The organism is Kocuria sp., from assembly GCF_030538595.1.
GTDB lineage: Bacteria > Actinomycetota > Actinomycetes > Actinomycetales > Micrococcaceae > Kocuria.
Map to the genome: position 1 here is coordinate 242,339 of NZ_JAUNTS010000001.1, position 12,673 is coordinate 255,011.

15 protein-coding genes are annotated in these 12,673 nt (G+C 62.4%); 3 read left to right on the plus strand and 12 right to left on the minus strand.

Features of this window, described 5'->3' with window-relative positions; all coding sequences use genetic code 11:
- The first annotated feature begins 192 nt into the window (after positions 1 to 192).
- The 3 genes from coaA (at position 193) to mscL (ending at position 2,522) form a co-directional block, all read left to right on the plus strand.
- A complete protein-coding gene (gene coaA / locus Q4G32_RS01095; protein WP_303348604.1) occupies positions 193 to 1,149 on the plus strand; it encodes a type I pantothenate kinase in 957 nt (318 codons plus the stop codon).
- A 32-nt stretch (positions 1,150 to 1,181) separates the two neighbouring features.
- Positions 1,182 to 1,925: a M15 family metallopeptidase gene (locus Q4G32_RS01100; protein WP_303348605.1), complete on the plus strand. Its 744-nt coding sequence runs from the start codon at positions 1,182 to 1,184 to the stop codon at positions 1,923 to 1,925.
- Positions 1,926 to 2,078: 153 nt separating this feature from the next.
- The gene (gene mscL, locus Q4G32_RS01105; RefSeq protein ID WP_303348606.1) at positions 2,079 to 2,522 is read left to right on the plus strand and encodes a large conductance mechanosensitive channel protein MscL; all 444 of its coding nucleotides are present in this window, start codon (positions 2,079 to 2,081) and stop codon (positions 2,520 to 2,522) included.
- A gap of 148 nt (positions 2,523 to 2,670) precedes the next feature.
- On the opposite strand, the gene glmM is transcribed toward mscL, so the two are convergent.
- The 12 genes from glmM to map all read right to left on the minus strand — a co-directional run bounded on the left by glmM (position 2,671) and on the right by map (position 12,533).
- Entirely contained in the window at positions 2,671 to 4,023 is a 1,353-nt protein-coding gene (gene glmM / locus Q4G32_RS01110; protein WP_303348607.1) for a phosphoglucosamine mutase, read from the minus strand.
- 239 nt (positions 4,024 to 4,262) lie between these two features.
- The gene (gene rpsI / locus Q4G32_RS01115) at positions 4,263 to 4,766 is read right to left on the minus strand and encodes a 30S ribosomal protein S9 (RefSeq protein ID WP_303348608.1); all 504 of its coding nucleotides are present in this window, start codon (positions 4,764 to 4,766) and stop codon (positions 4,263 to 4,265) included.
- Positions 4,767 to 4,803: 37 nt separating this feature from the next.
- The gene (gene rplM, locus Q4G32_RS01120; protein WP_303348609.1) at positions 4,804 to 5,247 is read right to left on the minus strand and encodes a 50S ribosomal protein L13; all 444 of its coding nucleotides are present in this window, start codon (positions 5,245 to 5,247) and stop codon (positions 4,804 to 4,806) included.
- Between the two features lie 285 nt (positions 5,248 to 5,532).
- Complete coding sequence (gene truA / locus Q4G32_RS01125; RefSeq protein ID WP_441327438.1) at positions 5,533 to 6,495, minus strand: tRNA pseudouridine(38-40) synthase TruA; 963 nt, start codon at positions 6,493 to 6,495, stop codon at positions 5,533 to 5,535.
- A 135-nt stretch (positions 6,496 to 6,630) separates the two neighbouring features.
- Positions 6,631 to 7,410 (minus strand): 50S ribosomal protein L17, sunset domain variant, encoded by a 780-nt coding sequence (gene rplQ / locus Q4G32_RS01130; RefSeq protein ID WP_303348611.1) that lies wholly within the window; start codon positions 7,408 to 7,410, stop codon positions 6,631 to 6,633.
- 87 nt (positions 7,411 to 7,497) lie between these two features.
- Positions 7,498 to 8,502, minus strand: coding sequence for a DNA-directed RNA polymerase subunit alpha (locus Q4G32_RS01135; RefSeq protein WP_303348613.1), 1,005 nt, complete (start codon positions 8,500 to 8,502; stop codon positions 7,498 to 7,500).
- Positions 8,503 to 8,661: 159 nt separating this feature from the next.
- The gene (gene rpsK, locus Q4G32_RS01140) at positions 8,662 to 9,066 is read right to left on the minus strand and encodes a 30S ribosomal protein S11 (protein ID WP_047691985.1); all 405 of its coding nucleotides are present in this window, start codon (positions 9,064 to 9,066) and stop codon (positions 8,662 to 8,664) included.
- Between the two features lie 96 nt (positions 9,067 to 9,162).
- Positions 9,163 to 9,531, minus strand: a complete 369-nt coding sequence (gene rpsM / locus Q4G32_RS01145; protein ID WP_123824923.1) for a 30S ribosomal protein S13 — start codon at positions 9,529 to 9,531, stop codon at positions 9,163 to 9,165.
- A gap of 175 nt (positions 9,532 to 9,706) precedes the next feature.
- Entirely contained in the window at positions 9,707 to 9,820 is a 114-nt protein-coding gene (gene rpmJ, locus Q4G32_RS01150; RefSeq protein ID WP_012397712.1) for a 50S ribosomal protein L36, read from the minus strand.
- 61 nt (positions 9,821 to 9,881) lie between these two features.
- A complete protein-coding gene (infA, locus tag Q4G32_RS01155; protein ID WP_047691983.1) occupies positions 9,882 to 10,103 on the minus strand; it encodes a translation initiation factor IF-1 in 222 nt (73 codons plus the stop codon).
- A 247-nt stretch (positions 10,104 to 10,350) separates the two neighbouring features.
- Entirely contained in the window at positions 10,351 to 11,508 is a 1,158-nt protein-coding gene (gene rlmN / locus Q4G32_RS01160) for a 23S rRNA (adenine(2503)-C(2))-methyltransferase RlmN (RefSeq protein ID WP_303348947.1), read from the minus strand.
- 200 nt (positions 11,509 to 11,708) lie between these two features.
- Positions 11,709 to 12,533 (minus strand): type I methionyl aminopeptidase, encoded by an 825-nt coding sequence (map, locus tag Q4G32_RS01165; RefSeq protein ID WP_303348621.1) that lies wholly within the window; start codon positions 12,531 to 12,533, stop codon positions 11,709 to 11,711.
- Between the last annotated feature and the right edge of the window lie 140 nt (positions 12,534 to 12,673).

Below are 12,673 nucleotides of genomic sequence, written 5' to 3' on the forward strand. Positions count from 1 at the left end.
CATCTGCCGTGCCAGTGCTGGCTGTTCCTTGTATGCCCCTACGGACTGTTGGTGTTGGACGCGAACAGCAGCTTGGTGGAGGGCGCCGCTGCCCATGTGCACAGAATGGTCTCATGAGTTTGACACCCCGGTAACCACTTGGACGGGTGCCGGATTCGGAGCCAGCTGATGGCGGTCATAAACTGTCCTGCAATGAGCACAACGCCTGGGGTGAGCCGGGTTTCTCCGTTCGTCGAATTGGATCGAGACACCTGGTCACGTCTGTCAACGGAGATTGACGTCCCCCTCACCGAAGATGAAATTGAAGCCCTCCGCGGCTTGGGTGACCACTTGGACGTGGACGAGGTCCGGGAGGTTTACCTACCGCTGTCGCGGCTGCTTACTTTCTACGACGCCGCTGCCACCTCCCTGAACACCTCCACCAACCAATTCCTGGGTCAGGAGCACGCGCGCACACCGTTCGTGATCGGCATTGCCGGTTCAGTGGCCGCCGGCAAGTCAACGACGGCGCGATTGTTGCGCGAGCTCATGGCGCGCTGGCCGTCCACCCCCCGGGTCCAGTTGGTCACCACGGATGGATTCCTCTACCCCAACGCGGAGTTGGAACGCCGCGGATTGATGGAGCGCAAAGGTTTCCCTGAGTCCTATGACCGGCGGGCTCTGCTGCGGTTCGTCGCCAAGATCAAGTCCGGTGCGGAGGAAGTTCGGGCACCCAAGTACTCCCACGTCACCTACGACATCCTGCCGGACGAAGAAGTGGTGGTGACCCGCCCCGACGTCGTAATTGTGGAAGGACTCAATGTTTTGGCGCCGGCCAAGATCGGCCCGGGCGACCGTGCCTCTCTGGCACTGAGTGACTTCTTTGACGTGTCGATTTATGTGGATGCGCGGACCCAGGACATTGAGCGGTGGTACATCGAACGGTTCCAGGCTCTGCGCCACGGGGCTTTTGCGGATCCTGCCTCCTATTTTCATCGCTACGCCAGCCTCTCCGACCAGGAGGCGGTGGAAACCGCCACCAGCATCTGGCGCCGTATCAATGAGCCCAATTTGCTGCAGAACGTGCGTCCCACGCGCGGCCGCGCCCAATTGATCCTCTCCAAAGCCTCGGACCACTCGATTCGTCGGGTCCTGGTGCGCAAGAATTGACCCAACCGCCTGACTGTCCAGGGAGTCCCCCGGTGAAATTTCAGATGTCTGCCCCGATGATGCTGCTGGCTGCCGCCGCAGCTTTGGTTGGATGCGGGCCAGATTCCAACCCCGGTCAGTCACCATCTGAGTCCCCCGGCACTGCTGCGGCTGTTGAGAGCACCGATGGTGCGCCTGGCGGCACCGGCACACAGGGTGCGGACGCCGACCCGCACACCGCCAGCTCGTTCACGGTTGTGGTGAACAAGCACAACCCGCTGGACCCGGAGGATTACGTGCCAGCCAACCTGGCGGACATTGAGGGTCACCAACTGCGCCAAGAAGCAGCCGATGCCCTCCGCACCATGCTCTCGGACATGCGTGCAGAGGGTGTGAACGTCAACATCACGTCGGCTTATCGTTCCTATGACACTCAGGTGTCCACCTACGATCATTGGGTGCAGCAAAATGGTCAGGCTGCTGCCGATCGCGTGTCCGCCCGACCAGGATTCTCCGAGCATCAAACAGGCCTGGCGGTGGATCTTGCCGATGGTTCAGGCTGTGATCTTCAGGTGTGCTTTGAACAGACTCCAGCAGCCGAGTGGGCCATGGAAAATGCCGCAGAATACGGATTTGTGCTGCGATTCCCGGACGGAATGGAGTCCGTCACCGGCTACTCCTACGAACCCTGGCACTTTCGCTACGTAGGTGCTGACCAGGCCCAAGGCATCCAGGCAAGCCGATTCTCCACCTTGGAGGAGTACTACGGAACGGGTGCTGCACCGGATTATCGGTGACCCAGCATCGGTGGCGTACCTGCAATAGAGGGCCATTAGTTGGTCCATGAATTTGCAAACCATCCAGTGATTCATGACATAGTGTTCGGAATCACTAGCGATTTTCCCAGAAACTTCTGGAAACACTCACAGGCTCACGCTAATCTTTGGCTCATGCTTCAGGGTTTCAAAGATTTCATCATGAAGGGCAACGTCATCGACCTGGCCGTCGCGGTCATCATCGGTGGTGCATTCGCCCCCGTCATCACCACTCTGGTGGACTCCATCCTCATGCCGCTGATTTCCGGCCTGATCGGTTTCCCCAACTTTGACCAGTTCCTGGCCATCCAGGTTGCCGACACCGAAAACTACGTACGCTTCGGCGCCTGGTTGACTGTGATCATCAACTTCTTGATCATTGCTGCCGCCCTCTACTTTGTGGTGGTCATGCCGATGAACAAGATGATCGAGGCTCGCAACAAGCGCTTGGGCATTGACCCGGATGAGGAAGAGGTGGAGCCGAACGTGGCCCTGCTGACCGAAATCCGCGACCTGCTCGCCGGCCAGTCGGGCACCCCGGCTCCCGGCTCCGCCGCGGACAAGGATCCCAACGCCTGATCTACCCCCACCTGTAAACCTCAAAGGCCCCGTGTCCACCGGACACGGGGCCTTCTACTTCCCCCAACCCTCCGCCGAAATCATGCTTTGCCTAAGAATCTGGCCCAAAAATTGCCACAAAGCATGATTTCGGCGGAGGGTGGAGGGGTTAGAGGGCCAGGCGCTGCTTCACGACGTCGGCCAGCGCCTCAGCCTCCTGCTGCGCCTGATCGTGGGTGGCGGCCTCGACCATCACACGCACCACAGGCTCGGTGCCGGAGGGGCGCAGCAGCACTCGGCCCGTCTCCCCCAGACGCTGCTCCGTGGCAGCAACGGCTTCCGCCACACCGGAGTCCGTGCTCGCGGCGGAACGGTCCACGCCCTTCACATTGATCAGCACCTGCGGGAGTCGGGTCATGACCTTGCCCAGCTCAGAAAGTGGCAGCCCGGTCTCCGCCACCCGGGAGGCCAACATCAAACCGGTCAGAAGACCGTCCCCAGTGGTGGCCCAGTCAGACATGATCACGTGCCCGGACTGCTCGCCACCCAAGTTGAAGCTGTCCCGGTTCATGGCTTCCAGGACGTAGCGGTCACCCACTTTGGTTTCGTGAATGTTGATCCCACGGTCCTTGAGCGCCAGTTTGAGGCCCAAGTTGGACATCACGGTGACCACCAGAGTGTCTTGTGCCAGGCGGCTCTTTTCGTACATGGACAGCGCCAGGATGCCCATGATCTGATCACCGTCGATCTCATTGCCCTCAGCATCCACGGCAAGGCATCGGTCCGCGTCACCGTCATGGGCAATGCCCAGGTCAGCCCCGTATTCCACAACGGCCTGTTTGAGCGGACCAAGATGTGTTGACCCCACGCCGTCGTTGATGTTCAAACCGTCCGGCTGCGAACCGATCACCTTGACCAGCTCCGCACCGGCCTCGTTGAAAGCATCCGGTGACACTCCGGCCGCCGCACCGTGGGCGCAGTCCAGAACCACTTTGATGCCCTGCAGCCGGTGCGGAATGGCGCCCACCAGGTGCAAAACATAACGGTCTTCTGCATCCGACAGGGTGGAGATGCGGCCTACTCCCGCCCCGGTCGGTTTGCGGAACTGCTCAGACTCGTAAATTGCCTGGATCTTGTCTTCCACCGCATCCGGCAGCTTTTTGCCACCGCTGGCCAGGAACTTAATGCCGTTGTCCGGGGCCGGGTTGTGAGAGGCAGAAATCATCACGCCAAAATCAGCTTTCATGTCACCCACCAGATAGGCAAGAGCAGGCGTGGGCATGACACCGGCGTCATACACATCTACGCCAGAACCTGCCAGTCCAGCAGCAACGGCCGCCCCCAGGAACTCCCCGGAAGCTCGCCCGTCACGTGCCAACACGGCACGGGGGCGTTGATCGGCAGCAGCGTGATCATGACCCAGCACAATGGCCGCAGCCTGAGCCAGCTTCAGTGCCATGTCAGCTGAGAGCAGTCCGTTCGCCAGCCCGCGAACACCGTCTGTTCCAAAAATACGTTTCATAGATTCCGTCCTCTGGGCGGGCCACACGAGCGGTGATGCGCGCTGTGCTTGGGGTGTCAGGGGGTGTGGTTGCGTCATGCTCCCCCGGCCCACCGCCGATTGTCGTAGTACTCCATAGTATGTCCACCGCTGGGTTCCGCAGCTGTCAGCAGGGGAAACCACCTGGACATGAAGTCACCCCGTGACCCACGGTTGAACCGTGGGTCACGGGGTGAGAGTGCCGTACAACAGCGTTGAGATCAGCGCTTGGAGTACTGCGGAGCCTTGCGGGCCTTCTTCAAACCGGCCTTCTTGCGCTCAATGACGCGGGCGTCACGAGTCAAGAAGCCAGCCTTCTTGAGGGCGGGACGGTTGTGCTCGGCGTCGATTTCGTTCAACGCGCGGGCCACACCCAAACGCAGGGCGCCGGCCTGGCCGGAGGGGCCACCACCGTCAATGCGTGCAACGACGTCGTACGCACCCTGCAGTTCCAGCAGCTTGAAGGGGTCGTTGACCTCCTGCTGGTGCAGCTTGTTCGGGAAGTAGTTTTCCAGGCTGCGGCCGTTGATGGTCCACTTGCCCGAACCGGGCACCAAGCGCACGCGGGCAACAGCCTGCTTGCGGCGGCCAACGGCCTGGCCGGGAACGGTCAGCGCGGGACGCTCGGAGGCCACAACGCCTTCGGTGGCCGGTGAGGACTCGGAGGTGTAAGAGCTCAACTCTTCACCTTCCACGGCGTAGGTTTCTTCAGTGTTCTGAGCCACGATGTCTCCTAGTCAGTCGATCTCGAAAGGCCCGGAATTACTGGGCGACCTGGTTGAATTCAAAGGTCTTGGGCTGGTTTGCAGCATGCGGGTGCTCGGGACCCGCGTAGACCTTGAGCTTGGAGAGCTGGGCAGCGGCCAGCTTGTTCTTGGGAAGCATGCCGCGAACAGCCTTCTCCACGGCGCGCACCGGGTTCTTTTCCAGCAACTCCGCGTAGGAGGTTGCGGTCAGGCCGCCGGGGTAGTTGGAGTGACGGTATGCCATTTTCTTGCGCAGTTTGTCGCCGGTCAGGGCAACCTTGTCCGCGTTGACAATCACCACAAAGTCACCGGTGTCCACGTGGGGAGCAAAGGTGGCCTTGTGCTTGCCGCGCAGCAAGGTGGCGGCGTGGCTTGCCAGGCGGCCCAGGACGACGTCGCTGGCGTCGATGACGTACCAGTCACGCTGGACGTCACCGGGCTTCGGAGAATACGTACGCACGTTGATCTGCCTTCGTTTCGGTTCGATTCATGGATCTGAGGCTTCCTCAGATCGGGTCCTGTGTGCCATTGGCCGGGGCTCGGGTGAGGGCCGAGCAGCATCCGGGTCCACAGGCCCCGGAGCACCAGATCGTCATGAGCCCTGCAACTGGGCGACAATTCCGGGTACACGTGAACCGAGGTGGGACATGCACAACAGCAGACAAACATACCGGAGTTGGGCCGCTGTTTCCAGCGCGGACCCCCAGAACTGTTGCATCTCACATCGTTCAGGTGTTCCAGCCCCTCATGTGACGGGTGAATCCCTCCGCGCCCTGGTTTGTTCGGCGCGCGCCGCCAGTTCGACGTCGTCCGGGTAGAGCACCTGTTCCAGCACCAGTCCCTGGGGTGGCGCCAACAGCATGTCCGAGGACCGCTGTTTTTCCGCCAGGCGTTCCCCCATCCATTCAACAGGGCGCTCCCCCTTGCCCACGCGGACGGTGGCCCCCACCAGGGAACGCACCATGTTGTGGCAGAAGGCATCGGCTTCGATCTGCACCTCGATCACGCCTTCGGCAGTGCGCTGGACATTGATGTCCCGGACTTCACGGACTGTGGTGGCACCGGCCCGTGGCTTGCAGAAACTCAGAAAATCATGCAGACCTGGAATCGCGGCCGCCGCAGCCCGCATGACATCGACATCCAGCTCTTCACGAATCCACCAGCTGGAATTGCGGGTCAGGGGGTCGTGGCCGCCCGCGCCGTCGTGGATTCGGTAGGTGTAACGGCGCGCCACGGCGGAGAACCGCGCATCAAACCCGTCTGCTGCGCGGTTCACGTGACGCACCACGATGGCACCGGGGACTTCGGCCAGGCCACGCTGCCGCCGGTCAGCACCCAGCACCCTGGCCAACACACCTGCCAAGCGGCGTTCCAGAACTTTGTCTGGCGATTCGGGGCGCCCACCACCGATCTGCAGCCATTCCTGCTGGGTCACGTCAAAGTGCAGGACCTGACCCCGGGCGTGCACTCCGGCATCGGTCCGGCCGGCCACCACCGTGCGGACCTCACGGCGAATCAACATGGACAAGGCAGCTTCCACGCTGCCCTGAACCGTCTCACGGCCCGGTTGGCGTGCCCAACCGTCAAAAGGGCCGCCGTCGTAGCTCAGGTCAACACGGATGCGCACGGAGGGCGCCTGCTGACTCGTGGCGGTGCTGGACACGTCCGCAGGCGTGGCGGCCAGCGGCTCGGAATGACTCTCAGACAAGGGAAAAGACTTTCTGGCCGGGGAGTTTGAACATGCGGCACCAACCATAAACCCGTGGCCCCTGGATCGTCACGATCCAGGGGCCACGGGTTGTGCGAGTCATGCCGACGGCATGCACTCGGGGTGACGGTTAAATCACTCGCCGTCCATCTTCTGAGCGGCAGCACCACCGGCCGGGGAGAACCCGGCAGCCTCGGCGTTGGCCTTGGTGTCGAACCAGACCTCAGCCTTGGTGTTCTCGTACCAGCGCGAGCCGGGTACGTGGAACTTCATGGACTGCTTGTTGCCCTTGATGGTGAAGCCTTCCGGGGCTTCCCCGGATTCCAGCGGCTTGGCGGAACCTGCGAACTCATCAGACTCAGCGGCCTTGGCGGCGGGGGCGTCTGCGGAGGTGGTCTCCTCAGTGGCCTCACCGGCCGTGGCGCCACCTTCTTCTGCCAGGGAAGCAGCGGGATCACTGACGACGTCCTCAGTCACGGTCTCCTCAGCCGGTGCGGCAGCGGGAGCCTTGGCGCGCGTGGCGGCCTCAGCCTCTGCAACAGCGGCCTTGGTGGCAACCGGCTCCATGACCAGTTCGATCACGGCCATGGGGGCGTTGTCGCCCTTGCGGTAACCGATCTTGGTGATGCGGGTGTAACCACCCGGGCGGTCCTCCATGGCAGAAGCAATGGTGGTGAACAGTTCGTGCACCACGGACTTGTCGGTCAGCTGCTTGAGCACCTGACGACGAGCGGCCAGGTCACCGCGCTTGGCGAACGTGATCAGACGCTCGGCGTGGGGACGCAGGCGCTTGGCCTTGGTCACCGTGGTGGTGATGCGCTTGTGCTCAAAGAGCTGCTGCGAAAGGTTACGCAGCATCAGGCGCTCGTGTGCCGGGCTGCCTCCGAGGCGGGCGCCCTTAGTGGGAGTAGGCATTGTGGTTGGTCTCCTGGATGGTTCTTGACCGTGGCGGGCCGGTGCTCAACGCACCGTGCCGCGCCCGGAGCAAGAAAGTCGAAAGAATTACTGCTGGATGTCGAACGGGTTTTCGTCGTCAATCGACGCCGGGCGGGCGGCCGCCTCAAAACCTGGGGGCGAATCCTTGAGTGCCAGGCCCAGCTCAACAAGCTTGACCTTGACCTCGTCAATGGACTTGGCACCGAAGTTGCGGATGTCCATCAGGTCGGCCTCGGAACGAGTCACCAGTTCACCCACCGTGTGGATGCCTTCCCGCTTGAGGCAGTTGTAGGAACGAACAGTCAGTTCCAAGTCCTCAATGGGCAGTGCCATGTCCGCAGCCATAGCGGCGTCGGTCGGGGACGGCCCGATCTCGATGCCCTCGGCTTCCGCGTTGAGCTCACGAGCCAGACCGAACAGCTCAACCAGGGTGGTGCCTGCCGATGCAACGGCGTCGCGCGGCGTGATGGCTTCCTTGGTTTCGACGTCCAGGATCAACCGGTCAAAGTCGGTGCGCTGCTCAACACGGGTGGCTTCCACGCGGAAGGTCACCTTGAGCACGGGCGAGTAGATGGAGTCAACCGGAATGCGGCCAACTTCAGCGTCGCCGGCCTTGTTCTGCGCAGCAGTCACGTAGCCACGGCCGCGCTCGATGGTCAGCTCAAGTTCCAAGCTGCCCTTCGAGTTCAAAGTGGCAATGTGCAGGTCCGGGTTGTGGATCTCGACACCAGCCGGAACCTGAATGTCAGCAGCGGTGACCTCAGCGGGACCCTGCTTGTTCAGGTAGGCAACAACGGGCTCGTCCTCCTCGGAGGAAACGGCCAGCTTCTTGATGTTGAGGATGATTTCGGTGACGTCTTCCTTGACACCGTCCACGGTGGAGAACTCGTGGAGCACGCCGTCGATCCGGATGCTGGTCACAGCAGCGCCGGGAATCGAGGAGAGCAGGGTGCGACGGAGAGAGTTACCGAGGGTGTACCCGAAACCGGGCTCCAGCGGTTCGATGGCGAACCGGGAGCGGTTGTCGGCCACAACCTCTTCGGAAAGGGTGGGGCGCTGTGCGATGAGCACTGATAGTTCCTTTCAGCGTGTATCCGCTATATGACACACGCAGGTGGTGGAGCACTCTCAAGTGTGCGAGTTCAGGCGGGCGCCTGAACCGCGTGAAGCACGGACCGCTGACACACGTCCATCCGAGATGGGTGGTGAGTCAGCGGACCGTGCACGTGATCAAACGCGGCGACGCTTGGGCGGACGGCAGCCGTTGTGGGCGCTGGGGGTGACGTCCTGAATGGAGCCAACCTCCAGGCCGGTTGCCTGAAGCGAACGAATCGCGGTTTCGCGGCCCGAACCCGGACCCTTCACGAACACGTCAACCTTGCGCACACCGTGCTCCTGGGCGCGCTTTGCAGCGGCCTCAGCAGCCATCTGAGCGGCGTAAGGGGTGGACTTACGCGAGCCCTTGAAACCCATTTCACCGGCCGAGGACCAGGACAGCACGGCGCCGCTGGGGTCGGTGATGGAAACAATGGTGTTGTTGAACGTGGACTTGATGTGGGCTTGGCCCGAGGTGATGTTTTTCTTGTCCTTGCGACGCGGCTTGCGAGCGGCAGTCGCGCGAGTCTTTGGGGGCATTTAGCTTCTCCTGCTACCTGTCTGACCAGTGGATGGCCAGAACCGTGATGGTCTTGTGCCTGGGGCGAGATGAATCGCCACGAAAACTTCGGGTGATTACTTCTTCTTGCCTGCAACGGTGCGCTTGGGGCCCTTGCGGGTGCGCGCATTCGTCTTGGTGCGCTGACCGTGCACGGGAAGACCCCGGCGGTGACGCAGACCCTGGTAGCTACCGATTTCAACCTTGCGGCGGATGTCAGCGGCCACCTCACGGCGGAGGTCACCCTCCACCTTGTAGTTGCCCTCGATGTAGTCGCGCAGCTGGACCAGCTGAGCATCGGTGAGGTCCTTGACTCGGATGTCTCCCGAGATCTCGGTGGCCTCAAGAGTTGCCAGCGCGCGGGTGCGGCCGACGCCGTAGATGTAAGTAAGGGCGATCTCGATCCGCTTTTCGCGGGGAAGATCAACGCCTGCGAGACGAGCCATTCTGGCGGTTCTCCTTGGTTCTTCCAGAGGTCTGAAGCATCGCTTTCCGCATGGGCGTTTCAACGCCCGCACGGTCCCCGGCCTCTGTAGTCCGGGGGTACCCGCCTGGAATCTCTCCGGTCGGGAGCGGTGCAATGTCACCCGTCATCAGACGGGCTGTGCGTCCGGGGCTGTGTCAGCCCTGACGCTGTTTGTGGCGCGGGTTCTCGCAGATCACCATGACTCGCCCGTTGCGGCGAATCACCTTGCACTTATCGCAGATCTGCTTCACGCTCGGCTGGACCTTCATCGCATTCCTTCGCGTTAGCTCTTCGAGTTGACTGAAACGGTGGATCCCACCGCTCAACAGCTCACTTGTAGCGGTAGACGATCCGACCCCGTGAGAGGTCATAGGGGCTCAGCTCCACCACTACTCGGTCCTCGGGGAGGATTCGGATGTAGTGCTGGCGCATCTTTCCGGAGATGTGGGCAAGAACGATGTGTCCGTTGTCCAGCTCCACCCGGAACATTGCGTTCGGGAGGGCTTCGACCACAGCGCCCTCGATCTCGATGACTCCGTCTTTTTTAGCCATGTACTCCGCTCACTTCTGTGCCCGGCTTTCACCGGGCGGGGTTCGGTTCTTGTGGCGCCTACACCATGGCGCACCCGTGAGAATCCGGTGCACGCCGAAAACTGCCGCACGCTTGCGGACAGTGACGATGGGCTGGACCTTGAAGAATTCGCGCATGGGTGGGCGCAGACAACCAGCAGTCAAGAATACGCGTCAGAGCCGTGTAGGACAAGACGGGGTTGTGATCTCACACTGTGAGCTTCGCTGCTCAGCTCGCCGCTGCCAACTGGCCGCAGGCGCCGTCGATGTCCGAGCCCCGGGTGTCACGCACCGTGGTGGGGATGCCGTGGGCACGCAGGCGCTCCACAAAGTTCTGTTCCACGCCACGGCGCGATGCCGTCCATTTGGAACCTGGCGTGGGGTTCAGCGGGATGGGGTTGACATGCACCCAACCGCGGCCGCGGGCGTTGAGTTTCTCCCCCAACAGATCCGCACGCCACCCTTGATCGTTGATGTCACGGATCAGGGCGTATTCAATCGAGATCCGCCGACCCGTGGCGTCAAAGTACTCACGCGCAGCATCCAGTGCCTCATCCACTTTCCACCGGGTGTTGATGGGGATGAGTTCATCACGCAGTTCGTCATCAGGTGCGTGCAGGGAAAGAGCCAAAGTGATGGGCAGCCCCTCCTGCGTGAACTTGCGCATGCCGGGGACCAGGCCCACGGTGGACATGGTCAACCCGCGCGCCGAAATCCCCAGACCCTCCGGCGCCGGATCAATCAACCGGTGGACCGCCTCCATGGTGGCCTTGTAATTGGCCAGGGCCTCCCCCATCCCCATGAACACAATGTTGGAAACCCGCAGTGGGTCCTGTTCCTTGCGGCCCACTTCACCATCGCGCAGCATCCGAATGCCCTCAACCACCTGGCCCACAATTTCTGCCGCGGACAGGTTGCGGGTCAACCCCGCTTGCCCCGTGGCGCAGAAGGGGCAGTTCATGCCGCAGCCCGCTTGGGAGGAGATGCACATGGTGACGCGGTTGGGATAGCGCATCAGCACGGACTCAACCAAGGCGCCGTCGTACAGACGATGCACCCGCTTGACGGTGTCCCCGTCATCCGCCTGCAAGGTTCTGACCGTGGTCAGCAGCTGTGGCATGGCTTGGGCCACCAACTCCTCACGGCCGTCCTTGGGCAGGTCGGTCATGTCCTCAGCATTGGCTGCAAAACGCTCAAAGTAGTGCCGGGACAGCTGCTGAGCCCGGAACGGTTTGTGCCCCAACTCGGCCAGCATCTCCCGGCGACCAGCCATGTCCGTATCCGCAATGTGCTTGGGTGGCTTGCCCCGCCGGGCCGCCTTGAACACCAGCTGCCCCGGCACCGGACGGGGTGTGTCCGGGGTACCGGCGTCAGGGTCGGTGTTCACAAAATCATCGACGACGTCGGCGGCCGCCCTGGCGACCGCGCTCTCCTCAGCGGCCGGCCCCACCGTGGGGTCCGGCAGCGGCGTACGGTTCTCACTCACAGGAACTCCTGGTGCATTCATGAAATCAGCCAGTCAACAATCAGGGTACGGGTACCGGCGTCATACTGTGCTCACCTGCGCCCGCGGAAGTCGGGTACCGCTCAGGGCACGGGTACCGGCGTGACACCCAAGGGCTCCAGCCACGCAGCCCCGCCGTCTTCTGCGGTCAGCACCCAGATGCCATCCTTGTGCCGCGCCACGGAGTGCTCCCACTGACACGCGCGTCCGGCGTCGTTGGTCACCACGGTCCAATCATCCTCCAGAACCGTGGTCTCAATCCCACCGGTCACCAGCATGGGTTCAATGGCCAGGCACAGGCCTGGTTTGAGCGCCGCGGTCTTCTGCGTGGTGGCGTAATTGAGGACGTCCGGGGCCATGTGCATCTGCGTGCCGATGCCGTGACCCACGTAATCTTCCAGAATCCCGAACCGGTCGCCCACCAATTCGCGGACCCGCCCTTCGATGGCCGCGCCGATGTCCCCCACCTGCGACCCCGTGGCCATGGCTGCAATGCCGTGCCACATGGCATCGCGGGTCACATCCGAGAGCAGCTGATCCTCGGGTGTGGGTTTGCCCAAAATGACCGTGCGCGCGGAGTCCCCGTGGAAGCCGTCCACAACTGCTCCGCCGTCGATCGAGAGAATGTCCCCCACGTCCAGCACCCGCTCCCCGGGGATTCCGTGGACCACTTCCTCATTCACGGACACACAGACCGTGGCGGGATAACCGTGGTAACCCAAGAAATTCGACGTCGCCCCGTGGTCCGTGAGCACTGCCCGAAAGGCAGCATCCAGATCCACCGTGGTGGCCCCCGGCACGGCTGCTGCCACCGCAGCGTCCAGGGCACGGGAGGTGACCTGACCGGCGCGCACCATGGTGCGCAACTGGGCGTCAGTCTTGTACTCGATACGGCGGCGGCCGAACATGAGGCTCCTTGGCGTCAGTGGGTTTTGATGGTCTCACAGGTGAGGCCCCCGGGGGACTCCGGGGGCCTCACCTGCATTCGCGGCACTCATCACGGCGGTTGCGATCCGTGGAATCTGCAACCTGTGAAATTGGCGGCCTG